The sequence below is a fragment of the Acidovorax sp. 106 genome, from assembly GCF_003663825.1.
Lineage (GTDB): Bacteria > Pseudomonadota > Gammaproteobacteria > Burkholderiales > Burkholderiaceae_C > Acidovorax.
The window spans coordinates 3,239,556-3,262,872 of the sequence record NZ_RCCC01000001.1; the positions used below are offsets into that span (position 1 = coordinate 3,239,556).

Below are 23,317 nucleotides of genomic sequence, written 5' to 3' on the forward strand. Positions count from 1 at the left end.
ATGCTCCATAGGGGGCGAAAAGGCAAAGGCCGGAGGGTGCACGCGACATATGACAGGAGTGCGACGAAACGCAATTCGGTGGCGTACCGCTCCGCACCGAACGCGGATCGCTCAGGCGAAAACTCCGGCCGTTTCCTGCATGCGGGCCGACACCTCACCCAGGTGGTGCAACGTGTCGCCAAAGGTCATCTCCAGCTGCGTGAGTTTCTTGAAATAGTGGCTGCCGATGTACTCGTCCGTCACGCCGATGCCGCCGTGTAGCTGCACCGACTGCTGGCCCACGAAGCGCATCGACTGGCCGAGTTGCACCTTGGCGCGGGCCATGGCGGCGCGGCGTTCGGCTGCGGGGGCGCCGAGCTTGAGGCTGGCGTAGTAGCTCATCGAGCGGGCCAACTCCAGCTGCATCTTCATGTCGGCCACGCGGTGGCGCAGCGCCTGGAAGCTGGCGATGAAAACGCCGAACTGCTTGCGCTGGTTCATGTACTCGACGGTGAGCGACACCGTCTTGTCCATCACCCCCACGGCCTCGGCGCAGGTAGCGGCGATGCCCGTGTCCACGGCCAATTCCAGTGCGGCCAGGCCGTCGGTGGTGATGAGCGTGGCGGGCGCGTTGGTCAGCTGCAATTCGGCGGCGCGGCTGCCGTCCTGCGTGACGTAGCCGCGCGTGGTCACGCCAGCGGCCGAGCGCTCCACTAGGAAGAGGGCGATCTTGCCGTCTAGCTGCGCCGGCACGATGAAGGCGTCGGCCTGGTCGCCAGCAGTCACTATGCTTTTGATAGCTGTTAGCGCGTATCCAGCTTGTGCAGGGGCCGCTTTGGCTTCGCAAACGTCCAGGCGGTAGCGCGCCTTGCGCTCTTGGTAGGCCAGCACCACCAGGGCTTCGCCGCTGGCGACGCGGGGCAGCCAGGCAGCCTGCACGTCGGCAGCGCCGTATTGCGACAGCACGCTGCTGGCTATGAAGGCCTGCGCGATGGGCTCCAGCACCATGCCACGGCCCAGTTCCTCGGCCACCACCATGGCGTCGATGGCGCCCTGGCCCAGGCCGTCATGGGCCTCGGGCACGGTCAGCGCGGTCAGGCCCAGCTCGGCCAGTTCGCCCCAGGCGGCGCGGTCAAAGCCGCCGGCAGCCACGGCAGCGCGGCGGCGCTCGAAGGTGTAGCCCTTGTCCACCCACTTGCGCACGGCGTCGCGCAGTTGTTCCTGGTCGTCAGAAAAATCGAAATCCATGTTCTTGTCTCCTGGAACTTGGGTTCAGCCGAGGACGGTCTGAGCCACGATGTTGCGTTGGACCTCGTTCGAACCACCGTAGATGGTGGTCTTACGCAGGTTGAAGTAGGTGGACGCCAGGGGCGCATTGGCGGTGACGCCGCCAGGGAAGTTGCCTTGCCAGCCAGCTTCCATGGCCTCTTCGATGAAGGGCAGGCTGAACGGGCCGGCGGCCAGCATCATCAGCTCGGCGTAGCGCTGCTGGATCTCGCTGCCGCGGATCTTCAAAAGGCCGGCGATGTCCAGGGAGTTCTTGCCCGACTTTTCGGCCGACAGCACGCGCAGCACCAGCATTTCGAGGGCCACGACGTCCACTTCAAGCAGAGCGATCTGGTCACGAAAGCGCTGGTCTTCCCACATGCCTTCGGCCTTGGCAATGCGCTTCAAACGCTCCAGTTCGCGCTTGCTGCGGTTCACGTCGGCGATGTTGGTGCGCTCGTGGGACAGCAGGTGCTTGGCGTAGGTCCAGCCCTTGTTTTCCTCGCCGATCAGGTTTTCGGCGGGCACTTCGACGTTGTCGAAGAACACTTCGTTCACTTCGCACTCGCCGTCCAGCAGCTTGATGGGGCGCACCGTGACGCCCTTGGACTTCATGTCCAGCAGCAGGAAAGAGATGCCGGTCTGGGGCTTGCCCTCGGTGCTGGTGCGCACCAGGTTGAACATCCAGTCGCCATGCTGGCCCAGGGTGGTCCAGGTCTTTTGGCCGTTGACGATGTACTTGTCGCCCACGCGCTCAGCGCGGGTCTTGACGCTGGCCAGGTCCGAGCCTGAGCCCGGTTCGCTGTAGCCCTGGCTCCACCACACTTCGCCGCTGGCAATGCCGGGCAGAAAGCGCTTTTGCTGCTCGGCATTGCCAAACGCCATGATCACAGGGGCCACCATCACCGGGCCGAAGGGGATGATGCGGGGCGCACCGGCCAGCGCGCATTCTTCTTCGAACAGGTGCTTTTGTATGGCCGTCCAGCCGGGGCCACCAAACTCTTGGGGCCAGCCAAAACCGAGCCACCCCTTTTTGCCCAAAATCTTGGCCCAGCCCTGCATGTCTGCACGGGTCAGGCGCAGGGCGTTGTGCACTTTGTGCGAGATGTCCTGGGGCAGGTTGGCGTGAACCCATGCGCGAACTTCTTCGCGAAAGGCCTGTTCTTCGGGGGTGAATGCGAGATCCATGCGGCTTGTCTCCTGAGAAGTTTTGTTTTTAGCATGGGCGTTCGTTTTTTTGCTGTCCGGGTGGCGACATGAGGGACCAGGTGACTGCTGAGTGTCGCCTCAGCCAAGCATGACCATGCATGCTGGTGCTGGTGCTGGTGCTGGTGCTGGTGCTGGTGCTGGTGCTGGTGCTGGTGCTGGTGCTGGTGCTGGTGCCGCGCCAGCGATCAGTTGTTGGCCTCCATTGGACTGTTGGCAAGCTAGCCCCCATCCCTTCAATCGACACTTGGCACCTCAGGGGCCTAAAACCGGTTCCTAAGCTTTATTCAAATGAATGATGTGAAACATCACTGGTGTTCCATTGACTGATATTGCTGTGGAGAGAATGATCTGTTCCCAGGCGCTTGGTGCATTCGCATCGGCAGCCATCGACCTCACAATAAAAGGAGACCCCCATGCATGAATGCCCCGTCACCGTTTTTCCGCAGCAGATTCGCTGGGAAACGGGCGGTACCAGTCGCATCCCTTTCCAGGCCTACACCGACGAGGCGCTGTACCGCAAGGAGTTAGATCGGCTGTTTTACAACGGTCACTGGTGTTACGTCGGCTTGGAAGCCGAGATTCCCAACGCAGGCGATTTCAAACGCACGGCCATCGGAGAACGCTCCGTCCTGCTGGTGCGTGAAAAGGATGCTTCGATTCACGTTGTCGAAAACGTCTGCGCGCATCGCGGCATGGCGTTTTGCCGCGAGCGGCATGGCAACCGCGAGAGCCTGACTTGCCCGTACCACCAATGGAACTACACCCTGTCGGGTGACTTGCAGGGTGTGCCGTTTCGGCGTGGTGTGAAGCAGGATGGCAAGGTCAATGGCGGTATGCCTGCGGACTTCAACCCTGCCGAGCATGGGCTGACCAAGCTCAAGGTGGCTACCCGTGGTGGCGTGGTGTTTGCATCGTTCGACCACAGCGTGGAGCCGCTGGAGGATTTTCTGGGCCCTACGATCTTGGGCTACTTTGACCGGCTGTTCAATGGCCGCAAGCTCAAGATCCTGGGGTACAACCGCCAGCGCATTCCGGGCAACTGGAAGCTGATGCAGGAGAACATCAAGGACCCTTACCACCCCGGTCTGCTGCACACGTGGTTCGTTACCTTTGGGCTCTGGCGTGCCGACAACAAGTCGCAGCTGCTGATGGACGCACAGCACCGCCACGCGGCCATGGTCTCGACCCGTGGGGCGGCGGGCAAGGCGGCCGATGTGACGCAGGTGTCAAGCTTCAAGGCGGGCATGGAGTTGAACGACCCGCGCTTTCTTGACATTGCGCAGGAGGACTGGTGGGCGGGCCCGGCCCCCGCAGCCAGCGGTGAGGGCGCAACGGCGCCGAATGCGGTGGCATCGGTCCCTACGGCGGTGATGATGACCGTGTTCCCCAGCGTCATCTTTCAGCAGCAGGTCAACAGCGTGTCCACGCGCCACATCCAGCCCGATGGCAAGGGGGCTTTTGATTTTGTGTGGACGCACTTCGGCTTTGAAGACGACAGCGAAGCAATGACGCAGCGCCGTCTGCGCCAGGCCAATCTGTTCGGCCCGGCGGGCTTTGTGTCGGCCGACGATGGCGAGGTGATCGAGTGGTCGCAAGAAGGCTTTGAGACCAAGCCCGCGCACCGCACGCTGGCCGAGCTGGGGGGGCGTGAGGTGGGCGACACAGACCACATGGTGACTGAGACGCTGATCCGGGGCATGTACGAATACTGGCGCAAGGTGATGGAGGCGTGATCATGGAGTTCCAGACCTACTACGAACTGACGCAGCTTTACGCGCGCTATGCCCGCGCTCTCGACGCCGCAGATTGGGAAGCCTGGCCGGAGTTTTTCATCGAAGACTGCGTGTACAAGCTGCAGCCGCGCGAGAACCACGAGCGCGGGTTTCCGCTGGCCACGCTGGCCTTCGACAGCAAGGGCATGCTCAAAGACCGCGTCTACGGCATCCGCGAGACGCTGTTCCACGACCCCTACTATCAGCGCCATGTGGTGGGTGCGCCGCTGGTGCACAAGGTCGATGCGGATGGCCGCATCCACTGCGAAGCCAACTATGCGGTGCTGCGTACGCGCCTGTCGAAGGAATCGACGGTGTTCAACGTGGGGCGCACGATCGATGAGGTGGTGCCTACGCCGGAGGGCCTGAAGTTCGCGTCGCGCCTGGTCGTCTACGACAGCGAGATGATCCCCAACTCGCTGATCTACCCCATCTGAGGAGCCGCCATGACGACGATGACAACGAACTGGATTGACGCGGCCGCGCAGGACGATGTGCCGCAGGATGACGTGATGGGCCTGGCTATCGCGGGGCGCGACATTGCGCTGTATGGCGTGGGAGGCGAGGTCTTCGCCACCGACAACATGTGCACCCACGGCCATGCACGGTTGTGCGATGGTTTTCTGGAAGGCCACGAGATTGAATGCCCGCTGCACCAGGGTAAGTTTGACGTGCGCAACGGCAAACCCACCTGCGCGCCCGTCACCGAGCCGCTGCGCAGCTACCCCGTGAAGATCGAGGGCGGCCGCGTCTGGCTGGCCTTCGACTGAGAGGCTGAGAGTCTTTTATCCATGCCCGCCTTGCACGCCAAAGCCCCCCGGCTCGTCGTTGCCAATGCTCGCCATAGCCCGAGCTATGGCTGTGCTTTGCGCCTAGATCCGAGGCGTTTTCGCGCGCCTTTCGGGCTCGGCTAAAAAGCTCTCAGCCTCTGAGCCCCGCTTCCCCCAAGAAAAAAGGAGTACCCCATGCTCGATGAGCGACCTGCGGTCGGAGCTGCTGCATTGCCAGATGGCAGTGCAGGCACCCGTCCGATCCACACCATCGTGATCATTGGCGCGGGCCAGGCCGGCGGCTGGGCGGCGCAGACGCTGCGCAGCGAAGGGTTCACGGGCCGCCTGGTGCTGGTCGGTGAAGAGATGCACCCGCCACACGAACGCCCACCGCTGTCCAAGGCCGTGCTGTCGGGCGCGGCCTTGCCCGCGACGACCTGGCTCATGAAGCCCGATGCCTTCAGTGCCCTGGGCGTGGAATGGCGGCCGGGCACGCAGGTGCAACGCATCGACCGCACCGCCCGGCAGGTGCTGCTGTCGGATGGCACAGCGCAGCCCTACGACAAGCTCATCCTGTGCACGGGAGGGCGTGCGCGCCAACTGGATGCGCCGGGTGCCGACCGGGTGCAGCTGCACACGCTGCGCACCATTGAAGACGCGCAGGCGCTGGCGCCCACCTTGGCCCCCGGCCGCAGCGTGGTGGTGGTGGGCGGCGGCTGGATTGGCCTGGAAGTGGCGGCCACGGCGCGCCAGCAGGGCGCCGACGTGGTGGTGGTCGAGACCCAGAGCCGCCTGTGCGAACGCACCGTGCCCGCCGAAATTTCCGACTATCTGCTGGCCTTGCACAGTGCGCAGGGCACGCGCGTGCTGCTGGGCACTGGCGTGCGGGGCTTTGCCCGTGCTGAAGACGGCCGTTCGGAGGTCCTGCTGGCCGATGGCAGTGTGTTGGCGTGCGACACCATCGTGCTGGGCATTGGCCTGGTGCCCAACGACGAGCTGGCGCGCGAGGCGGGCCTGGCCTGCGATGGCGGCGTGCGGGTAGATGCCCAGTGCCGCACGTCTGACCCCGACATCCTGGCCGCAGGCGATGTGGCCGTAGCACCCAACCCGTGGGCGGGCCGGAGCCTGCGGTTGGAGTCCTGGCAGAACGCGCAGGAGCAGGGCATGGCCGCTGCGCGCTCCGCCCTGGGCCAGGCCGTGGACTACCAGCCGCTGCCGTGGTTCTGGTCCGACCAGTACGGCATGAACCTGCAGATCTACGGCATGCCCACGCCTGCGCACCGCGTGGTGCAGCGCGGCGATGCGGCCAGCGGCAGCTTTGTGCTGTTCTACCTGGCGGGCGATGTGGTGCAAGCAGCCATCGGCCCCAACGCGGCGCGTGTATTGCGGTTTGCCCGCCGCTTGATCGAGCAGCGCAAGCCGGTCGATACAGAGCGGCTTGCCGACCCGGCCACACCCATGTCCAAACTTTGATCCAGCGCTGGCGGTGCACGGTTGGCGCTCCGGCGCCATCGGTGGCCACAGCCAACGCTTGTCCCTGCTAACACCTCCCTTGAAGAAAGAAACTGCGATGACGACCACCACCTACCTCTGGACACCACCGCCCGTCTATTCACTGCCTGTGCGGGGCCGCAGCGAGCGCCTGCCCATCCACCGGCTGTTCTTTGTGGGCCGCAACTACCACGCGCATGCGGTCGAGATGGGGCGCCCGGTGGACAAGGCGGTGGAAGTGCCGTTCTACTTCACCAAGGCACCGTCCACGCTGGTGGAGTCTGGCGCGACCGTGGCCTACCCACCTGGCACCCACAACTACCACCACGAAATGGAGCTGGTGCTGGCCATCGGCGGTTCGGGTTTTCGCGTGAGCGAGGCCGATGCGCACCGCCTCATCTACGGCTATGCCTGCGGCCTGGACATGACGCGCCGCGACCTGCAGCTGGTGGCGCGCGACAAGGGCCGCCCGTGGGACCTGGGCAAGGATGTGGAGCAGTCCTCCGTGGTGTCAGAGATCGTGCCCCTGCCCGAGGTGGTGCTGGGCCAGGGCAACCTGGAGCTGTCGGTCAACGGCACCGTGCGCCAGAAGTCCGACCTGTCCAAGCTGATCTGGAACATCCCCGAGCTGATTGCCGACCTGTCCAAGTTCTACCACCTGCAGCCGGGTGACCTGATCTTTACCGGCACGCCCGAGGGCGTAGGCCCTGTGCTGGCGGGCGACCACGTTGAAGGCCATATTGAGGGCGTAGGCAGCATCTCGCTCAACGTCGGCCCGGCGGAGTAGCACGGGCACAAGGCCGTGGAGCCTGCACGAAATCACAGCAACCGTTCACGCTGAGCCTGAACGGATATTTCAAGCTCAAAGAAGCTGGATTGGTCCACCAAGGAGACAAACCCACCATGACCACCGACCTGACGCCTTCACCTGTGCGGCTGCATGCCGTTGCGGGCAAAGGCCAACCCGACCCGACCCCCGAGCTGGAAGCGCTCTACCGAGGCTTCGAGCAAGAGCTGCTGGTACCGCTCTGGACGCAGATCGGCGACCTGATGCCCCGGCACCCCCAATCCAAGGCCGTGCCGCACTTGTGGCGCTGGGACCGCTTGAAGGCCCTGGCCGCACAGGCGGGCGCCATCGTGCCCGTGGGCCGTGGCGGGGAGCGCCGTGCGATTGCGCTGGCCAACCCTGCGCTAGGTGGGCGTCCCTTTGCCACGCCCACGCTGTGGGCCGCCATCCAGTACCTCATGCCCGGCGAAGACGCCCCTGAGCACCGGCACACGCAGCACGCGTTTCGCTTTGTGGTGGAAGGCGAGGGCGTCTGGACCGTGGTCAATGGCGATGCCGTGCGCATGTCGCGGGGCGACTTTCTGCCGCAGGCGGGCTGGAACTGGCATGCCCACCACAACGCAGCCACCGAGCCCATGGCCTGGATCGACGGCCTGGACATTCCGTTCTCGTACTACACCGAGAGCCAGTTTTTTGAAGTGGGACGCGAGAAGCTCCCGCCCGCCGAGCGCACCGCCGCCGAGCGCTCGTACTCCGAAAGGCTGTGGGGCCATCCCGGCCTGCGCCCGGTATCGATGGCGCAGGCGCAGTCCGCCACGCCCCTGTTGGCTTACCGCTGGGTGGACACCGACCGTGCCTTGGCCGACCAGTTCGCGTTGGAGGACGAAGGCCAGGCGGGCACGCTGAGCCCTGGGCATGCAGCGGTGCGCTTTACCAACCCCACCACTGGCGCCGACGTGCTGCCCACCATGCGGACCGAAATGCACCGCGTGCGCTCGGGCGGCGCGACACGGGTGCACCGCGAGGTGGGTTCGTCGGTGTTCCAGGTGTTCGATGGCGGCGGCACCGTCACGGTGGGCGAGCGCACCTGGCCCGTTGCGCGAGGCGACTTGTTTGTGGTGCCTTCGTGGCAGCCGTTCTCGGCCCAGGCATCTGCCGCTGGCGCGCTGGATCTGTTTCGCTTCAGTGATGCGCCGATTTTTGAGGCGCTGCACAGCCACCGTGCGCAGGTCGCAGGTTGAGCACGGTTCCTTGCGCGGACCTTCCACCGTTCAAGGCTGTTCAACCTCTGCCGTTCACGCTGGGCTTGTCAAAGCGCCACGCGGGGGCTTCGACAAGCTCAGCCCGAACGGGTGTTTTTAGTTCAAACGCCCATTTCGCCCACTTCCATAACTTCAAAGAGAGACAACGTGATGTTCAACACCCGACACAACGCCCTACGTACCCCAACGTTCCGCAGTGGTAAAGCGCTTTGGGCCCTGGCCCTCTTGGTTCTATCGACCGCCGTGGGCTTGCCCAACGCCGTGGCGCAGACCTTCCCCGCCAAGCCCATCCGCTCCGTCGCGCCGTATTCGCCCGGCAGTGGCCCTGATGCGGTGATGCGCATCCTCAGCGAGCGGTTGTCGCGCAATTGGGGACAGCAACTCGTCATCGACAACAAGCCGGGTGCCAACGGATTCATCGCTATCGGCGACGCCAAGCGCGCAGCGCCAGACGGCTACACCCTGCTGCAGGTGGACAACACGCACATGGCCTTACAGCCCCATGTGTTCAAGCAGCTGCCCTACGACCCGGCCAAAGATTTTGAACCCGTGGCGCCGGTGTATTTCACGAACTTTTTTGTGGTGGTGGCCGCCAATTCTCCGTGGAAGGATGTGGGTGACCTGATCAAGGCGGCCAAGGCTGCGCCGGGCGACATCACTTACGGCTCCTGGGGCATCGGCAGCGTGGCCCATGTGGGCGCGGCCATGCTCGAAGCAGCGACCGGCACGAAGATGATGCATGTTCCGTACAAGGACATGGGTAGCGTCTACACCTCTGTCGCCATGGGTGACATCAAGTGGGCGTTTGGCACAGCAGCGACGGCTGGGCCGATGTACCAGGCCAAGAAAGTGAAGTTTCTGGCCCTTGCCGCCCCCCAGCGTCTGGCGGGCTTTACCGACATCCCGACCATGGGAGAAGCGGGCGGCCCGACGGGGTTTGAAGTGAAAACCTGGGTGGGCTTGTTCGCGCCCGCTGGCACGCCCAAGGCGGCCATCGAGAAGATCAATGCCGACGTAGGCAAGGTGCTGGCCACCGCGGAGGTCAAGGAGCGCCTGGCGACCTTCGGCTTTGAGCCGTACATCGGCCCGCCAGCCGAACTCACTAAAGCCATCGAACGCGATTCGCGCACGTTCGGTGAAGTCGTCAAGCGCGCAAAGATTGCCCTGGATTGACCATGAAGCTCTATTCCTTTTTTCGAAGCGGAACCTCCCACCGTCTGCGCATTGCGCTGAATCTGAAGGGGCTTGCCTATGAGCAGGTGGCGGTCGACTTGCGGCGCGAGGAGCATCTGGCCCCCGCGTTCAAGGCAGTCAACCCGCAGCAGTTCGTACCAGTCCTAGAGGCTGACTCGCACCGGATGATCCAGTCGCCAGCGATCATCGAGTGGCTCGAAGAGCGCTATCCGCATCCGCCGCTGCTGCCCACCGACATGGCCGATCGCGCGCAGGTGCGCGCCCTCGCAGCCATCGTGGGCTGCGACATTCACCCGATCAACAACCGCCGCATTCTGGAGGCCCTGCGCCACCGCTTTGGTGCCGACGAGACAGCCGTGAATGACTGGTGCGGTACCTGGATTGCGGCGGGCTTTGACGCGATCGAATCACTGCTGGCGCGTAACCCGCAGCGCGGTGATTTCTGCTTTGGCAATCAGCCCACGCTGGCCGACGTCTACCTGGTCCCGCAGGTCGAGAGCGCGCGCCGATTCAAGGTCGATCTGGCGCGTTGGCCGCGGATACAAGCCGTGGACGCGGCCTGTGGGCAGTTGGACGCGTTTCGCAAAGCGGCGCCGGGTGCGCAGCCCGACGCCAGCTGAACCTCAGTCACCCTGCATGTAAAAGGCTTCGGCATGGATGTGGGAAGTCTCCATGCCCTTGCCCAGCGCCAGCAGGGTTGTTGTCTCCACCATCGGTGGTGATCCGCACAGGTAGGCATGCCAGCCACGCAGGCTGGCGTGGTCCTGTTCGATGGCTTGGGTCACCAGGCCGCGCCGCTGGGTGGCAGGGTCTGCGCCCGAGGCCACCACCACATGCACCTTGAGCGCCGGGTGCAGGCTGCGCAGCTCGTCCAGCCACGCCAGGCCATACAGCTCGCGGGGTGAGCGCAGGCCAAAGTACAGATGGATGGGGTTGCGCATGCCAGCGGCCACCGCGCCGCGCACCACCGAGAGCACCGATGCCAGCCCTGTGCCCCCCGCCACGCACAGCATCGGCCCCGTGTGTTGCTGGCGCAGATAGGCGGCGCCCAGGGGCCCGCTGACCTTGACCTTGACCTTGTCCCCCACCTTCAGTTGCTCTGCAATGTAGCTGCTGACCCGGCCCCGGGGCATCAGCTGGATGTGGAATTCGAGCAGGTCTTCTCCCGGCAGGTTCGCCATGGAATAGGGGCGCACATGCGTTGGCGTGAACGCAATTTGCATGTACTGGCCCGGCGAGAACGCAATGGGCTTGGCTACCTTGATCAGCAGGCGCCGGATATCTGCGGCCAGCGGCTCGATGGCTACCACCGTGGCCTTGGCCGAGCGCGCCCGGTGTACTACCGCCTCTTCGGGGGCGGGTACTTCGATCGTGCAAGGCTCGGTCACATAGGTCTGGCAAGCCAGAACGGCGCCGTCCATGCCGTCCAGCGGGCGTTGCTGCTCGCGCCCACCGTCAAGCACTTCGCCATGGAGCACTCTGCACCGGCAGATGCCACAGCGGCCGGACAGGCAGGAGTAGGACATCGGAATCTGCGCTGCGCGCAAAGCGTCGAGCAGATTGACGCCGGGCTTGGTGCGGATCACGCGGTTAAGCGGTTGAACAAGGATGTCCATGGAAGGCTGCCTTTGAGGTCATGCACGACAAGTCATGCGGACAAGTCAAGCGAGCGATTGTGTCTACGATTGTGCCGACGAATCACCGCCTGCAATACCATCCACACTTCATATCACCTGATTTGATGGAGCGGCGATGGAGCTATCGGATATCGACCTGAACCTGCTGGTGCTGTTTCAGCAACTCATGGTCGAGCGGCGTGTGTCCAAGGTGGCCGACAACCTGGGGATCACACAGCCGGCTGTCAGCAATGCGCTGGCCAAGCTGCGCCGCATCTTTGACGACGAATTGTTCCTGCGCACCTCCGGCGGCATGGTGCCCACGCCCTTTGCCGAGCAGCTTGCCGAGCCCGTGGGCTACGCGCTGGGCATGATCCACAGCGGGCTGAACCAGCGCAAGCAGTTCACGCCCGCCACGCTCAAGCGCACCATCACCATGGGCATGACGGACATCGGCGAGATTGTTTTTTTGCCCGCCCTGCTGGAGCGCCTGGGCCGGGAGGCACCCGGTGTCACGTTGAACACGGTGCGCAACAGTGCCACCAATCTGCGCGAAGACATGGAGGCTGGCAAGGTGGACCTGGCCATCGGCCTGCTGCCACAGCTCAAAGCGGGCTTTTTTCAAAGACGTTTGTTCCGCCAGCGGTACGTGTGCCTCTTTCGCAAGGGGCACGCGCTGGACAGGCCAAAGCTGCTGCTCGCGGACTACAAGGCGGCAGAGCATCTGGTGATCGTGTCTGCAGGCACGGGGCACGGCACCGTCGACGAACTGATACAGAAGTCGGGCATCGATCGCATGGTGCGGCTGAGCGTGCCGCACTTCGTGAGCGTGGGCCATATCCTGCAAGGCACGGAACTTGTGGCCACCGTGCCCGAACGCCTTGCACAGAAACTGGTCGAGCCCTTTGGTCTGGTGTCGCGCACGCATCCGGTAAAGCTGCCTGAGGCGCCCATCAGTGTGTTCTGGCATGCCAAGGTGCATCGCGAGCCTGTGAACCAGTGGCTGCGCGGCTTGGTGTTCGAATTGTTTGGCGGCGACCGCCCTGCAAACGATGACGTTCCTTGATGAACTCACTGGGCACCCGCAGCGGTGAAAAATTCCGGCGGCATCGCCCCGCTGCAACCGGGAACAGTCGCTCTGTTTGCCCTAAATCGCTGGAGCGTCCCATCCAGTGCCCTGGTCTGCTGCTGGCTCGGTCGTGCCTGGATGTATCTCGGACGATCAGATCGCTGTAAGTGAGATAAACATGCGGAATGCTCGTGGCGTCACTGTTTCATCGAACGCACAGACACCTTGCTGCCAATGGCTGGTGGCCGCAGCCAACGTGGGTGCTGCTCGGCTATGAGCAGGGCCATGGGGGGGCGATCGTTTTTTGCGTTCTGGACGGTGTTGGAAGTGCATCGTCCAGTGCGGTTGATCCGCCACTTCAAATGGATTGGTTGTCTTCCAAATCACGCATGCCCAGCTCGTCGCACAGCCGACGCACCGTGGCTTGCAGGCTGGCCACCTCGGCCTCTAGTGCTTGCACGCGGGCTTGCAGGGCGGGGGCAGGAGTGTCCAACGGGGGCATGGGGTGGCCGCTGTAGGCCTGCTGGCTGGTGTCCACCGGCCCGCACAGCAGATGGGCCCAGCGGGGCTCGCGAGCGCCAGGGGCGCGGGGCAGCAGCACGACCAGCGGGCCGCCTTTTTCTTCGCTGCGGTTTTGCAATTCGTCCAAAAACGCTTCCACCGAGGAGATATCGGCAAACCGGTGCCAGCGCTCGGCGTTGATGCGCAGCTCGCCCGCCGTCTGGGGGCCGCGCAGCATCAGCAGGCCCAGCAACGCAGTCGACTGGTCGGGCACGCCCACACCGCGCTGAAAGTTGTGTTCCCAGCGTGTGGTGCGGTTGCCGCTGGTCTCAAACACCAGCGTGAGCAGTTTGAGGGCGTCCAGCGCCTCTTGTGCATCGGCGTCGGTGAGCTGCATCACCGGGTCGCGGCTGGACTTTTGGTTGCAGCCGGTGACCAGGCCGTTGAGCGACATGGGGTAGCTGTCGGGCACCGTGCGGGCCTTCTCCATCAGTGTGGCGAGCACGCGGGCCTCGTTGGGGGTGAGGGGGCGGGTGGTGGGGCTGTAGGCCGTGGGTGTGTGCATGGCAGGGATAATCAGCGGCAAATGAAGAACATTGTGATTTTGATCTCTGGCGGTGGCTCCAACATGGCGGCCATCGTTAAAACCGCACAACAAGAACAGTGGGCACAGCGCCATGGCGCGTGCGTGGCAGCCGTGGTGAGCAACAAGGCCGACGCCCAGGGTTTGGGGTTTGCCCGCGAACACGGCATTGCCACCGCCGTGCTGGACCACAAGGCCTTTGCCAGCCGCGAGGCGTTTGATGCAGAGCTGGCTGCCGTGATCGACGCGCACCAGCCCGCGCTGGTGGTGCTGGCGGGCTTTATGCGGATTTTGACGCCCGGCTTTGTGGCGCACTACGCGGGGCGCTTGGTCAATATCCACCCCTCGCTGTTGCCCGCCTTCACGGGGCTGCACACCCACCAGCGTGCCATCGATGCGGGCTGCAAGTTTGCCGGGGTGACGGTGCACCAGGTGACGGCCGAGCTGGACGTGGGCCCCATCCTGGACCAGGCCGTGGTGCCGGTGCTGCCGGGCGACACTGCCGAGACGCTGGCGGCCCGGGTGCTGACGCAGGAGCATGTGATCTACCCCCGTGCCGTGCGGGCACTGGTGCAGAAGCTGCCTGTGGCTTGATTTGCTATTGAAATAATAGCTGCTTGCGCTTTGGGGTAGGGCGCTAGAGGCTGTTTTGATAGGAAGGCTCCGACGCGCGCGGCTCGTCAACTGACGGGCGGCACTCGCACCGCACGGCCAGAACCAGGGTTTGCCGCCCGCACCGCCTCTGCATCCGGGCTGTGGGGCGGTGGTGGCTTCAACTTTGACGGGAGTTGTTTGCTACCGCCTTATGCGACGGCGCTCAACGCCTCAGTGCTGTTGCGACTGCCAAAGTCATTGGCGGCCTGTTCGTAGCGGCGGCGGGCCAGATCGGCCAGCCTGGTCAGGTCACCACGCTGGCTGCTGTCCTTGTTGGCCGACGATGCTGTGTCGCTGCTGCGGGTAAGGCCGCTGCTGGCGGGGGTGGCCGATGCGAACTGGCTGGTCAACTGGTCTACGAACGTCTTGGATTCGCTCGCGCTGATGGTCTTGTCGCCGTCGGTGTCCATCGCGCTGAACAGAGCCGTGACGGCATCTTGCTCGGTCGTTGATGTGGCCCCTGCCAAGCGTTCGGTGAGTGAGACCTCTCCGTCTTCGTTGGTGTCCAGTGGGTCGTAGGTGGTGGCTTCGCTGGTGCCCCCGGCGCCGCCTGGCCCACCAGGGCCACCGGCACCGCGTGGGCCGCCTGCGCCGCCCGCGCCTCCAGGGGGCATGCCAGCGGCCTGTGCGCCGTCACCCGAAGGTCGTCCCGCTTCGAACTCGGCCTGCGTCAGGCTGCCGTCGCTGTCCGAGTCCAGTGCGGCAAAGGCATCGTCGCTGCTCACGCCTGTCTGGCTGGCGGTGCCGCCCGACATGGCTTCCAGCAACGCCTGCAGCTCGGTCTTGCTCACGGAGCCATCGCCATCGCTGTCCACCTTGCCAAACAGGTCGTCGCCCGCTTCGCCGGTGGCTGCCGATGCACTGTCAGTGCTGTCGGTGCTGTCGGTGCTGTTGCGCGACTGGGCAAAGTCCATGGTGGACCTGGCGGGCATGACGCTTTCCATCGTCTTGCCCAGCTCGTCGGCATTGAGGTTGCCGTCGCCGTTGGCATCGTACTGGGTGAGCAGGTCTGCGGCACTGGAGTCGCTCGACGTGCTGGAGGTGCCGGTTTTCTTGGCCACCTTGTCCAGCAAGCCTTGCAGCTCGGTGCTGTCCACGCCGCCGCTACCGTCGGCATCTATTTTTGACAGCAGCCGCTCCGGCGAGGGCCCAGGGCGGCTGGCCCGCTGGACACTGGCACTGGACCAGGCACTGCTGACGCTACTGATGGTCGTCATCGTCGTTCCTTTCGTTCCAAGGGTGTGGGCAACGCTGAACTCGTCTTTGGCGTGTGTTGTGGCCAACACGCGCGGGGATGGTTTCATCGTTGCCTTTTGGGCCATCAGCCAACACCCCGTGGGGCAAAGCAGAAGGTCCTCGGGGCTGCAGAGCCTGCGGTGGCCGGGGAGGGCGCTGGCAGGCCGATACAGCCTGAATCCATTGTTGGTGGGGCGTGTCAATGGCGTTTGTCCGGTTTGTACCAAGGCCGATACAAAGCGCGGTTTCATGCGCTGAATTGGGGGGTAAAACCCCGCCAGTTCTGCGCAAGCCCGTGGCTGGGGGCTGCCTAAACTTGGTGGGTCTTTTAGCCCTGCCCCTGCCCATGCAAACCATTTTGGTGGTGGACGACGATGTCGAGATCACCACCCTGTTGACCGAATACCTGGCCCGCTTTGGCTACACCACGCTGGCGGCGGGCGATGCAGCGGCCATGCGGACGCAACTGGCCGCCCACTCAGTTGACCTGGTCGTGCTGGACGTGATGCTGCCCGGCACCGACGGCATCACCCTGGCGCGCGAGCTGCGCCAGCGCTCTCGTGTGCCCATCATCATGCTCACTGCCCGGGCAGACCCCTACGACCGCGTGCTGGGCCTGGAGATGGGGGCTGACGACTACATGGCCAAACCCTTTGAGCCGCGCGAGCTGGTGGCCCGCATCCAGACTGTGATGCGCCGCCTGGCCCACGAGGGGCAGCCGGCCAGCCAAGGGCCCGACGAAGTGGTGCGCTTTGACGGCTGGGAGCTGCACTGCGTGGAGCGCCACCTGCGCTCGCCGCAGGGCGTGGTAGTGCCGCTGTCCAATGCCGAATTCCGCCTGCTGTGTACCTTCTTGCGCATGCCACGGCGTATCTTCAGCCGCGACCAGCTCATGGAGCAGGCCCGGGGCCGTGCCATGGATGCGTTCGAGCGCAGCATCGATCTGCTGGTCTCGCGCCTGCGCACCAAGCTGGCGGACGACCCGCGCTCGCCCTCCATGATCCGCACCGTGCGGGGCGCGGGCTACCTCTTTCATGTGCACACCCTGCAAGGGCAGGTGGGATGGCTGCGCTGACGCTGCCCGGTGGCCGCGCATGGGCGCGCTCTGCGGTGGTGTGGTTGCTGCCCTCCACGCTGTTTGGACGCCTGGCGGTGCTGCTCATCGTGGCCGTGCTGGCCAGCCATGTGCTGGCGCTGTCTTTGATGTGGGAACTGCGGCCCGCGCCGCCGCACCAGGGCGGGCCAGGAAGCGAGGGGCCACCGCGTGCCTGGGCCGACCGCAGTGCCCCGGTAGCGCCAGGGGCGGTGCCTTCACCCGCCGCGCAAATGCCCCCAGCTGCAGAGCAGAGCGGCCGTGGCGGGCCAGGCCCGCGCCCCGGCCCGCCCAGTTTGCGGCAAGTGCTTGATGCACCCTTGTCGCTGCAATTGGGCTTGCTGCTGGATATTTGTGTGCGCCTGGCCGTGCTGATCGCTGCAGCCTGGTGGGCCGCCCGCTGGCTGGCCCAGCCCATCCACCGCCTGGCCAGCGCCGCGCAAGAGCTGGGGCGCAACCTGGACCGCCCCCCACTGCCCGAAGACGGGCCCACCGAGTGCCGCGACGCCAGCCGCGTCTTCAACCAGATGCAAGAGCGCTTGCGCCAGCAATTGGCTGACCGCGACGGCTTTGTAGCCGCTGTATCGCACGACCTGCGCACGCCGCTCACCCGCCTGCGCCTGCGCGCCGAAAGTCTGGCAGACCCGCAAGACCAGCAGCGCTTTGGCCGCGATATTGCCGAGATGGACGCCATGATCACCGCCACGCTCGATTACCTGCGCGGTGTGGCCCATGCTGAGCCGTTGGCGCTGGTGGATGTGGGGGCGCTGGTGCACAGCCTGGCCGACGACCACCAGGACATGGGCCACGACGTGACCGTGCAGGGCCATACAGCCCCTTTGCCCGTGCAGGCCGGTGCGCTGCGCCGGTGTCTGGACAACCTGGTGGGCAATGCCGTGCGCTACGGCGGCGCGGCCGAGTTGGCGCTGCACGACGGACCAGAGCACCTGCGCATCACCGTGCGCGACCATGGCCCCGGCCTGCCCGAGGCCGAATTGGCCCGCGTGATGGCCCCGTTTTACCGGGTCGAGGCCTCGCGCAATCGCGACAGCGGCGGCGTGGGGCTGGGGCTCACCATTGCGCAAGACATTGCACGCCGCCACGGCGGTCTGCTGCGCCTGAGCAACGCGCCAGCAGGCGGCTTGCTGGCCGAGGTGCTGCTGCCGCGTTCACCCGGTGCGGGCCCAGGCGGGTAGGGCAGGGGCAGCGCTGGTCGCCTGTGTTTTGGCGTGGTTTGAAGTAAAAATAGCTGCTAGCGCTTATTGGATAAGCGCTAGCAGCTATCTATTTGATAGCAATCTAGTCCGCAGCCTCTTTGCCCTTGGCCGGGTCTTGGCATTTCTCAAACCGCTGGCGCAGCACCCCGTCGATCTCTACCTGCTCGGCAAACATGGCGGCCGGGCGCACCCACAGCCCGTGCTCGCCATACAGCGCGCGGTACACCGTCATGGGCTCCAGCGTCTCGCTGTGGCGGGCGGTGCCCACCACTTCGTACATCAGGCCTTTGTAGTGGCGGTACAGGCCGACGGGCGTAGGGGTGAGTGCAGGGAGTTTTTCGTTCATGGTTACTATGGCGGGCTGTACCGGGTGGCGGGGCTGTCATAGCCGCCCCGCGCGGTACGTCCAAAAAAACAAAATGGGAGGGGTTGACCTGTGGAATGGGCAGACTTTGTGCACTTGGTGCGCACCAGCGAGCAAGACAGTGCTGAAAACAGCGGCGCTTACCGGCGCAGCGTAGCCGCTTTTGCCGCCTTGGGCTACGCTTGGGTGCTGGGCTGCTTTGTCCTGGCCCTGGGCCTGGTGGCCTGGGCAGTGCAGCAACTGTTGTTTGGACGCTTTCGCCTGGGGCTGTTGTTGATGCTGCTGGCGGCGGGCAGTCTGTTGTGGTTCAGCCTGCGTGCGCTGTGGCTGCGCATCACCCCGCCTGAGGGTGAAGAAATCACCGCCACCGATGCTCCGGAGCTGTTCGATGCGCTGGAGCGCATCCGCCGCAAGATCAAAGGCCCACCCATCCACCATGTGCTGCTGAGCGACGACTTCAACGCCAGCATCCAGCAGATACCGCGTTACGGCCTGTTTGGCGGTGGGGTCAACTACCTGGTCATCGGGTTGCCCCTGCTGATGGCGCTGGACCGCACCCGCTTCTTGGCAGTGCTGGGCCACGAATATGGCCACCTGCGTGGCGACCACGGCCAGTTTGGTGCCTGGATTTACCGCACCCGCTGGTCATGGATGCAGCTCAACAAAAGCCTGGGCGACGACGAGGGTCTGGCCGGAGCGGCCACACAGGCCTTCTTGCGCTGGTACTTTCCGCGCTTTGCCGCCAAAACCTTTGCCCTGGCGCGCCAGGATGAATACGAAGCCGACAACGTGGCCGGGCGCCTGTCGGGCCGCGAGACCATGGCGGCTGCGCTGATTGAGGTGGAAATCCGGGGCCATTGGCTGCAGACCGAGTTTTGGCGCGACCACTGGTGTACCGCTGCAGCCAACCCGCTGCCCGTGGGACCTTTCCGTGGGCTGCGCCGCCTGATGGCCGACGCGCCCGAGGCGGCCTTCGCCAACGATGCGCTGCGCCAGGCGCTCAAGCGCATCAGCAATCTGGACGACACCCACCCAGGCTTGCGCGACCGACTGGAGGCCCTGGACGTGGCGGGCACCTTGCCCGACTGGTCGCGCGGCAGCGCCCTGGCCCTGCTGGGCAAGGACGAAGCCAAGCGCTGGATCGCCCACTTCGACAAACAATGGTGCGCCGCCAACGCGTCGGACTGGAAGCAGCACCACGCCTGGCTGCAGCGCGTGCGCGCCAGGGCCGAGGCTTTGCAGGCCGGCATGGCCCAGGCCAGCGCCGCCGATTTGGTGGAGCTGGCCCGCCTGCGCAAGCACCTGGACCCTCGCGCCGAAGTGCGTCCCCTGTACGAACTGGCACTGGAGCGCAGCGCCGAGCACCCCGGCGCCCTGCGTGGCCTGGCCCAGTGCCTGCCCGATGGCGACCGCGCGGCCAAGCTGGCCTGCCTGCACCGCCTGTGGGATGCGGGCAGCAACGACCGCTGGTGGGCTGCCCGCACGGCGCTGGCCGAGCTGGAAACCCCCCGCATCGGCTACGACCATGACGCCGCCGCCTTCAAGCAGTGGCGCAAGCGACTGGAGCGTGCCCAGGAGTCTGAAGAACGTGCCTGGGAGGAGTTGAGCAACGCCTCGTACTTCAGCCACATTGCCCGCAACGATCTGAGCGAGTTCGAGCTGGGCGAATTCCAGGCCGAACTGGCCCGCTGCGCGCCCGTGGCCTGCGCCTGGCTGGTGCGCAAGAACCTGCGCGAGCACCCACAGCGCCGGGCCTATCTGCTGTTTGTGGAGCTGCCCGGCATGGACGACGAAGACCGCTACGACCTGTGCCGCTGGCTGGAGCGCACCCTGAGCCTGCCCGGCCCCCTGCTGGTGCTGTGGGCGGGTGAATCACCCACGCTCAAGGAGATCAAGCGCTCGGCGTTTGACCCGGTGTTTTCGCGCTGAGGGCCTGTTTGGCGGGCTATGCGGCGCGGTGCAGCCAGCCCACAGAGGGTATAGCCCGGGGGAAGCCACGCCCATAGTGGGACAATCGGGGGATGCATCCCAAAGTCCTTCTCGACGCCTGTGCCGAATTGGTTCGGCTCACCCTCACTTTTGAACACCCGGCTGACGCCGTGGTGTCCCGCTACTTTCGCGACAACCGCGGCCTGGGCCCGCGCGAGCGCGCCACGCTGGCCGAAACGGTTTATAACGTGCTGCGCAAAAAGCTCTTGTTCGACCACTTGGCTCCCTCGGGCTCGGGCTCCAAAGAGCGCCGGCTGGCCATCCTGGGCTTTCACGGTCCGCGCGATTTTCTGAAAAGCGCGCTCACCGATCAGGAAAAGAACTGGCTGGAGCAGTGCGACACCGTCAGCCCTGACGACCTGATGGAGCGCCACCGCCACAACCTGCCCGAGTGGCTGGTGCAGCCCCTCAAGGACCAGCTGGGCAACGACTTCTGGCCCCTGGCCGAAAGCATGGCCCAGAACGCGCCGCTGGACTTGCGCGTCAACGTTTTGAAAGAAAAACGGGCTGACGTGCAGAAGGAGCTTGCGCAGGCAGCTATTAAATCTGTAGCGACGCCTTATTCCCCCTGGGGCCTGCGCATCGAGGGCAAGCCCGCGCTGACCAAGCTGGACGCCTTCACCCGGGGTGCCATCGAGGTGCAGGACGAAGGCTCGCAGCTGCTGGCGCTGCTGCTGGACGCCAAGCGTGGCGAGATGGTGGTGGACTTCTGCGCCGGTGCCGGTGGCAAGACCCTGGCGATTGGCGCCACCATGCGCAGCACGGGCCGGTTGTACGCGTTTGATGTGTCGGCCCACCGGCTTGATGCCCTCAAGCCCCGCATGGCCCGCAGTGGCCTGTCCAATGTTCACCCCGCAGCCATCGCGCACGAGCGTGATGAGCGTGTGAAGCGCCTGGCCGGCAAGATCGACCGGGTGCTGGTGGATGCCCCCTGCTCGGGCCTGGGCACCTTGCGCCGTAACCCTGACCTCAAGTGGCGCCAGTCTGCCAAGGCCGTGCAAGAGTTGGTGGCGAAGCAAACCGCCATCCTGGACAGCGCCGCCGGCCTGCTCAAGCCCGGTGGCCGCTTGGTGTACGCCACCTGTAGCATCCTGCCGCAAGAGAACGAAGCCATTGCCGAGGCCTTCAGCGCGGCGCACCCCGATTTCATCCCGCTGGATGCGGGTGAAACCCTGGCCCAGCTCAAGGTGGCGCAGGCCGCCAGCCTGTGCAGCGGTGGCGAAACGGGCAGCGCCTATCTGCGCCTGTGGCCCCACCGCCACCAGACCGACGGGTTCTTTGCCGCCGTGTGGACGCGCAAAGACTGAGCTTGGCGCCACCTCGGGCTGCCCGCTTTGCGCGGCCCGGGCGTCAACCTGTGGTGAACCCTGAACCACAAAAAGTAACGCGGTTCTAAAATGAAATCGGTCCTTCGCCTGTCGGCGGAGCCGTGTCTGCGTGTGAAAAGGCTGGAAAAGATATGTTGTTACCCGACTGGGCTGTACTGAACGCCGCCATCGACTGGCTGGGCCACGGCCTGTGGGACTTGGCCTGGTGGCAAATCGTGCTCTACACCTTGCTCACCACCCACATCACGATTGCGGCGGTGACCATCTTCTTGCACCGTGCACAGGCCCATCGGGCGCTGGATCTGCATGCCATCCCCTCGCACTTTTTCCGCTTCTGGCTGTGGGTGGGCACGGGCATGCAGACCAAGGAATGGGTAGCCATCCACCGCAAGCACCACGCCAAGTGCGAAACGCCGGACGACCCGCACAGCCCGCAGACGCGGGGGCTGGACACCGTGATGTGGCGCGGTGCCGAGCTGTACCGTGCTGAGGCCAATAACCCCGAGACCCTGCAGAAGTTTGGCCACGGCACACCCAACGACTGGGTGGAGCGCAACGTGTACAGCCGCTTTGGCTGGCAGGGCGTGGGCCTCATGCTGATTCTGAACCTGGCCTTGTTCGGCGCCGCAGGTGCTGCGGTGTGGGCGGTGCAGATGGTCTGGATTCCGTTCTGGGCGGCAGGTGTCGTCAATGGTGTGGGGCACTTCTGGGGCTACCGCAACTTTGAGGCGCAAGACGCCAGCACCAACCTCTCGCCCTGGGGCATCCTGATTGGCGGGGAAGAGCTGCACAACAACCACCACACCTACCCCACGGCGGCCAAGTTCTCGGTCAAGCCGTTCGAGTTCGATATTGGCTGGCTGTACATCAGCCTCATGCAAAAGGTGGGTTGGGCCACCGTGAAGAAGGTGCCACCCAAGCTGCAGCTGGGCGCCATCAAACCCGTGGCCGATGAGAAGACGCTGGAAGCCTTGATTGCCAACCGCTACGAAGTGATGGCCGGCTATGCGCGTGGCGTGCGCCAGGCCTGCAAGGAAGAAATGGCCGGGCTCAAGGCGCGCCGTGGGGATGTGTCGGTGCTCAAGGCCGCCAAGCGCTGGCTGCACCGTGATGCCGAGAAGGTACCTGCTCTGGCCTTGCCGCAGCTGGCCCAGGTGCGCGCAGCCTACCCGGCGCTCGACAAGATGGTCACCATGCGGGAGGAGCTGCGCCAGCTGTGGCTTAACACCACCCAGTCACGCGAGCAGCTCACGGCCGATTTGCAGGCCTGGTGCCGCCGGGCCGAAGAAAGTGGCATCGCCACATTGCGCGATTTTTCGCTACGCCTGCGTTCTGCCCAGGCTTGAGGCAGCGGTGCGCCGGGGCAGCGCATTGCCCCAGCGTTGAATGTTCCACCAGATTTGCCGCAGCCACGCAGCTGCGCTGGGGCCTTTGGCTGGCTCTGTGCACAGCACCCGCGCTGGGGCGGTACCCACGTTGCGCAGGTGTACCCAGGTGGCCGTCTCTTGCCCGTCAGGCTGCAGCATGTCGCCCGCATGCAAAGCCTGCCGCCTGGTGGACAGCACCTGGCCGTATACCAGGGGCCCCGTGGCAACGTCTACCGATCCCTGCAGCACCTGCAGTGTGGCCCCGGGTGGCAGGCAAGTCAGCCGGTGTTGCCCAGCGCCCAGGGGCAGGGTGTAAGAGGGCGGCGGTGCGCTGAAAGCGGTGGGGCTTTGGGGTGACTGCATGGGGGCTCCGTCGTTTGCAGGGTTAAGAACCTGTTCAAAGGCCTCTAGGGGCCCTCTGCACGAATCACCGCGCCGTGTGCATCTGCGGAATCGGGCGGTCTGCGGCGTTACAAATACTCGCAATAGCGATGGCTATTGCTGCGTTTTGCGCCTTGCAGCCCATCCCGATCTGCAGCGCACACTTGGTCAGCTTGATTCGTGCAGAGG

Annotated in this window: 23 protein-coding genes; 16 read left to right on the top strand and 7 right to left on the bottom strand. The window is 64.9% G+C overall.

The features are described from left to right. Positions 1–111: 111 nt before the first annotated feature. Both C8C98_RS14435 and C8C98_RS14440 read right to left on the bottom strand, forming a co-directional pair. Entirely contained in the window at positions 112–1,227 is a 1,116-nt protein-coding gene (locus C8C98_RS14435; RefSeq protein ID WP_121454844.1) for an acyl-CoA dehydrogenase family protein, read from the bottom strand. A gap of 24 nt (positions 1,228–1,251) precedes the next feature. After that, a complete protein-coding gene (locus tag C8C98_RS14440; RefSeq protein WP_121454845.1) occupies positions 1,252–2,433 on the bottom strand; it encodes an acyl-CoA dehydrogenase family protein in 1,182 nt (393 codons plus the stop codon). A gap of 119 nt (positions 2,434–2,552) precedes the next feature. On the opposite strand from C8C98_RS14440, the gene C8C98_RS21910 reads away from it, so the two are divergent. The 9 genes from C8C98_RS21910 to maiA all read left to right on the top strand — a co-directional run bounded on the left by C8C98_RS21910 (position 2,553) and on the right by maiA (position 10,350). Next, positions 2,553–2,750, top strand: a complete 198-nt coding sequence (locus C8C98_RS21910) for a hypothetical protein (RefSeq protein ID WP_199726600.1) — start codon at positions 2,553–2,555, stop codon at positions 2,748–2,750. Positions 2,751–2,867: 117 nt separating this feature from the next. Next, positions 2,868–4,187, top strand: coding sequence for an aromatic ring-hydroxylating dioxygenase subunit alpha (locus tag C8C98_RS14450; RefSeq protein WP_121454846.1), 1,320 nt, complete (start codon positions 2,868–2,870; stop codon positions 4,185–4,187). Between the two features lie 2 nt (positions 4,188–4,189). After that, positions 4,190–4,663 carry an aromatic-ring-hydroxylating dioxygenase subunit beta gene (locus tag C8C98_RS14455; protein ID WP_121454847.1) on the top strand — a complete coding sequence of 158 codons (474 nt, stop codon included), beginning with the start codon at positions 4,190–4,192 and terminating at the stop codon, positions 4,661–4,663. A gap of 9 nt (positions 4,664–4,672) precedes the next feature. Beyond that, the gene (locus tag C8C98_RS14460) at positions 4,673–4,996 is read left to right on the top strand and encodes a non-heme iron oxygenase ferredoxin subunit (RefSeq protein WP_121454848.1); all 324 of its coding nucleotides are present in this window, start codon (positions 4,673–4,675) and stop codon (positions 4,994–4,996) included. A 195-nt stretch (positions 4,997–5,191) separates the two neighbouring features. After that, positions 5,192–6,469 carry an NAD(P)/FAD-dependent oxidoreductase gene (locus tag C8C98_RS14465; RefSeq protein WP_121454849.1) on the top strand — a complete coding sequence of 426 codons (1,278 nt, stop codon included), beginning with the start codon at positions 5,192–5,194 and terminating at the stop codon, positions 6,467–6,469. A 97-nt stretch (positions 6,470–6,566) separates the two neighbouring features. After that, on the top strand, positions 6,567–7,274 hold the full coding sequence (locus C8C98_RS14470) for a fumarylacetoacetate hydrolase family protein (RefSeq protein ID WP_121454850.1): 708 nt from the start codon (positions 6,567–6,569) through the stop codon (positions 7,272–7,274). 116 nt (positions 7,275–7,390) lie between these two features. After that, positions 7,391–8,515, top strand: coding sequence for a cupin domain-containing protein (locus C8C98_RS14475; protein ID WP_121456277.1), 1,125 nt, complete (start codon positions 7,391–7,393; stop codon positions 8,513–8,515). Between the two features lie 171 nt (positions 8,516–8,686). Then, entirely contained in the window at positions 8,687–9,709 is a 1,023-nt protein-coding gene (locus tag C8C98_RS14480; protein ID WP_121454851.1) for a tripartite tricarboxylate transporter substrate binding protein, read from the top strand. Positions 9,710–9,711: 2 nt separating this feature from the next. Beyond that, positions 9,712–10,350, top strand: a complete 639-nt coding sequence (maiA, locus tag C8C98_RS14485; protein WP_121454852.1) for a maleylacetoacetate isomerase — start codon at positions 9,712–9,714, stop codon at positions 10,348–10,350. 3 nt (positions 10,351–10,353) lie between these two features. On the opposite strand, the gene C8C98_RS14490 is transcribed toward maiA, so the two are convergent. Beyond that, positions 10,354–11,346 carry a 2Fe-2S iron-sulfur cluster-binding protein gene (locus tag C8C98_RS14490; RefSeq protein WP_121454853.1) on the bottom strand — a complete coding sequence of 331 codons (993 nt, stop codon included), beginning with the start codon at positions 11,344–11,346 and terminating at the stop codon, positions 10,354–10,356. 136 nt (positions 11,347–11,482) lie between these two features. Here C8C98_RS14490 and C8C98_RS14495 point away from each other — a divergent pair, with 136 nt between their 5' ends. Then, complete coding sequence (locus C8C98_RS14495) at positions 11,483–12,412, top strand: LysR family transcriptional regulator (RefSeq protein WP_121454854.1); 930 nt, start codon at positions 11,483–11,485, stop codon at positions 12,410–12,412. A 361-nt stretch (positions 12,413–12,773) separates the two neighbouring features. Here the strand turns inward: C8C98_RS14495 and C8C98_RS14500 are convergent, their stop codons facing one another. After that, on the bottom strand, positions 12,774–13,481 hold the full coding sequence (locus C8C98_RS14500; protein WP_121456278.1) for a YceH family protein: 708 nt from the start codon (positions 13,479–13,481) through the stop codon (positions 12,774–12,776). 21 nt (positions 13,482–13,502) lie between these two features. Between C8C98_RS14500 and purN the strand changes: the two genes are divergently transcribed. Further along, positions 13,503–14,093: a phosphoribosylglycinamide formyltransferase gene (gene purN, locus C8C98_RS14505; protein WP_121454855.1), complete on the top strand. Its 591-nt coding sequence runs from the start codon at positions 13,503–13,505 to the stop codon at positions 14,091–14,093. 209 nt (positions 14,094–14,302) lie between these two features. On the opposite strand, the gene xopAW is transcribed toward purN, so the two are convergent. After that, positions 14,303–15,370 carry a XopAW family type III secretion system calcium-binding effector gene (gene xopAW / locus C8C98_RS14510; protein ID WP_121454856.1) on the bottom strand — a complete coding sequence of 356 codons (1,068 nt, stop codon included), beginning with the start codon at positions 15,368–15,370 and terminating at the stop codon, positions 14,303–14,305. A 365-nt stretch (positions 15,371–15,735) separates the two neighbouring features. On the opposite strand from xopAW, the gene C8C98_RS14515 reads away from it, so the two are divergent. Beyond that, complete coding sequence (locus tag C8C98_RS14515; protein WP_121454857.1) at positions 15,736–16,464, top strand: response regulator; 729 nt, start codon at positions 15,736–15,738, stop codon at positions 16,462–16,464. Next, complete coding sequence (locus C8C98_RS14520; RefSeq protein ID WP_121454858.1) at positions 16,452–17,678, top strand: ATP-binding protein; 1,227 nt, start codon at positions 16,452–16,454, stop codon at positions 17,676–17,678. The genes C8C98_RS14515 and C8C98_RS14520 overlap by 13 nt, the downstream gene beginning before the upstream one ends. A 103-nt stretch (positions 17,679–17,781) precedes the next feature. On the opposite strand, the gene C8C98_RS14525 is transcribed toward C8C98_RS14520, so the two are convergent. After that, positions 17,782–18,045, bottom strand: coding sequence for a DUF1653 domain-containing protein (locus C8C98_RS14525; protein WP_121454859.1), 264 nt, complete (start codon positions 18,043–18,045; stop codon positions 17,782–17,784). Between the two features lie 90 nt (positions 18,046–18,135). Between C8C98_RS14525 and C8C98_RS14530 the strand changes: the two genes are divergently transcribed. From C8C98_RS14530 to C8C98_RS14540, 3 genes are all read left to right on the top strand, one after another. Next, the gene (locus C8C98_RS14530) at positions 18,136–19,992 is read left to right on the top strand and encodes a M48 family metallopeptidase (protein ID WP_121454860.1); all 1,857 of its coding nucleotides are present in this window, start codon (positions 18,136–18,138) and stop codon (positions 19,990–19,992) included. Positions 19,993–20,084: 92 nt separating this feature from the next. After that, positions 20,085–21,359, top strand: a complete 1,275-nt coding sequence (locus C8C98_RS14535) for an RsmB/NOP family class I SAM-dependent RNA methyltransferase (RefSeq protein ID WP_121454861.1) — start codon at positions 20,085–20,087, stop codon at positions 21,357–21,359. Between the two features lie 152 nt (positions 21,360–21,511). Then, positions 21,512–22,726: a fatty acid desaturase gene (locus C8C98_RS14540; protein ID WP_121454862.1), complete on the top strand. Its 1,215-nt coding sequence runs from the start codon at positions 21,512–21,514 to the stop codon at positions 22,724–22,726. Here the strand turns inward: C8C98_RS14540 and C8C98_RS14545 are convergent. After that, positions 22,700–23,110: a hypothetical protein gene (locus tag C8C98_RS14545; RefSeq protein ID WP_121454863.1), complete on the bottom strand. Its 411-nt coding sequence runs from the start codon at positions 23,108–23,110 to the stop codon at positions 22,700–22,702. The genes C8C98_RS14540 and C8C98_RS14545 overlap by 27 nt on opposite strands. Positions 23,111–23,317 lie beyond the last annotated feature (207 nt).

What these genes read in the sequence shown, in the direction of transcription:
- C8C98_RS14435 (WP_121454844.1), bottom strand. Translation starts at nt 1,227, where the DNA reads ATGGATTTCGATTTTTCTGACGACCAGGAACAACTGCGCGACGCCGTG.
- C8C98_RS14440 (WP_121454845.1), bottom strand. Translation starts at nt 2,433, where the DNA reads ATGGATCTCGCATTCACCCCCGAAGAACAGGCCTTTCGCGAAGAAGTT.
- C8C98_RS21910 (WP_199726600.1), top strand. Translation starts at nt 2,553, where the DNA reads ATGCTGGTGCTGGTGCTGGTGCTGGTGCTGGTGCTGGTGCTGGTGCTG.
- C8C98_RS14450 (WP_121454846.1), top strand. Translation starts at nt 2,868, where the DNA reads ATGCATGAATGCCCCGTCACCGTTTTTCCGCAGCAGATTCGCTGGGAA.
- C8C98_RS14455 (WP_121454847.1), top strand. Translation starts at nt 4,190, where the DNA reads ATGGAGTTCCAGACCTACTACGAACTGACGCAGCTTTACGCGCGCTAT.
- C8C98_RS14460 (WP_121454848.1), top strand. Translation starts at nt 4,673, where the DNA reads ATGACGACGATGACAACGAACTGGATTGACGCGGCCGCGCAGGACGAT.
- C8C98_RS14465 (WP_121454849.1), top strand. Translation starts at nt 5,192, where the DNA reads ATGCTCGATGAGCGACCTGCGGTCGGAGCTGCTGCATTGCCAGATGGC.
- C8C98_RS14470 (WP_121454850.1), top strand. Translation starts at nt 6,567, where the DNA reads ATGACGACCACCACCTACCTCTGGACACCACCGCCCGTCTATTCACTG.
- C8C98_RS14475 (WP_121456277.1), top strand. Translation starts at nt 7,391, where the DNA reads ATGACCACCGACCTGACGCCTTCACCTGTGCGGCTGCATGCCGTTGCG.
- C8C98_RS14480 (WP_121454851.1), top strand. Translation starts at nt 8,687, where the DNA reads ATGTTCAACACCCGACACAACGCCCTACGTACCCCAACGTTCCGCAGT.
- maiA (WP_121454852.1), top strand. Translation starts at nt 9,712, where the DNA reads ATGAAGCTCTATTCCTTTTTTCGAAGCGGAACCTCCCACCGTCTGCGC.
- C8C98_RS14490 (WP_121454853.1), bottom strand. Translation starts at nt 11,346, where the DNA reads ATGGACATCCTTGTTCAACCGCTTAACCGCGTGATCCGCACCAAGCCC.
- C8C98_RS14495 (WP_121454854.1), top strand. Translation starts at nt 11,483, where the DNA reads ATGGAGCTATCGGATATCGACCTGAACCTGCTGGTGCTGTTTCAGCAA.
- C8C98_RS14500 (WP_121456278.1), bottom strand. Translation starts at nt 13,481, where the DNA reads ATGCACACACCCACGGCCTACAGCCCCACCACCCGCCCCCTCACCCCC.
- purN (WP_121454855.1), top strand. Translation starts at nt 13,503, where the DNA reads ATGAAGAACATTGTGATTTTGATCTCTGGCGGTGGCTCCAACATGGCG.
- xopAW (WP_121454856.1), bottom strand. Translation starts at nt 15,370, where the DNA reads ATGACGACCATCAGTAGCGTCAGCAGTGCCTGGTCCAGTGCCAGTGTC.
- C8C98_RS14515 (WP_121454857.1), top strand. Translation starts at nt 15,736, where the DNA reads ATGCAAACCATTTTGGTGGTGGACGACGATGTCGAGATCACCACCCTG.
- C8C98_RS14520 (WP_121454858.1), top strand. Translation starts at nt 16,452, where the DNA reads ATGGCTGCGCTGACGCTGCCCGGTGGCCGCGCATGGGCGCGCTCTGCG.
- C8C98_RS14525 (WP_121454859.1), bottom strand. Translation starts at nt 18,045, where the DNA reads ATGAACGAAAAACTCCCTGCACTCACCCCTACGCCCGTCGGCCTGTAC.
- C8C98_RS14535 (WP_121454861.1), top strand. Translation starts at nt 20,085, where the DNA reads ATGCATCCCAAAGTCCTTCTCGACGCCTGTGCCGAATTGGTTCGGCTC.
- C8C98_RS14540 (WP_121454862.1), top strand. Translation starts at nt 21,512, where the DNA reads ATGTTGTTACCCGACTGGGCTGTACTGAACGCCGCCATCGACTGGCTG.
- C8C98_RS14545 (WP_121454863.1), bottom strand. Translation starts at nt 23,110, where the DNA reads ATGCAGTCACCCCAAAGCCCCACCGCTTTCAGCGCACCGCCGCCCTCT.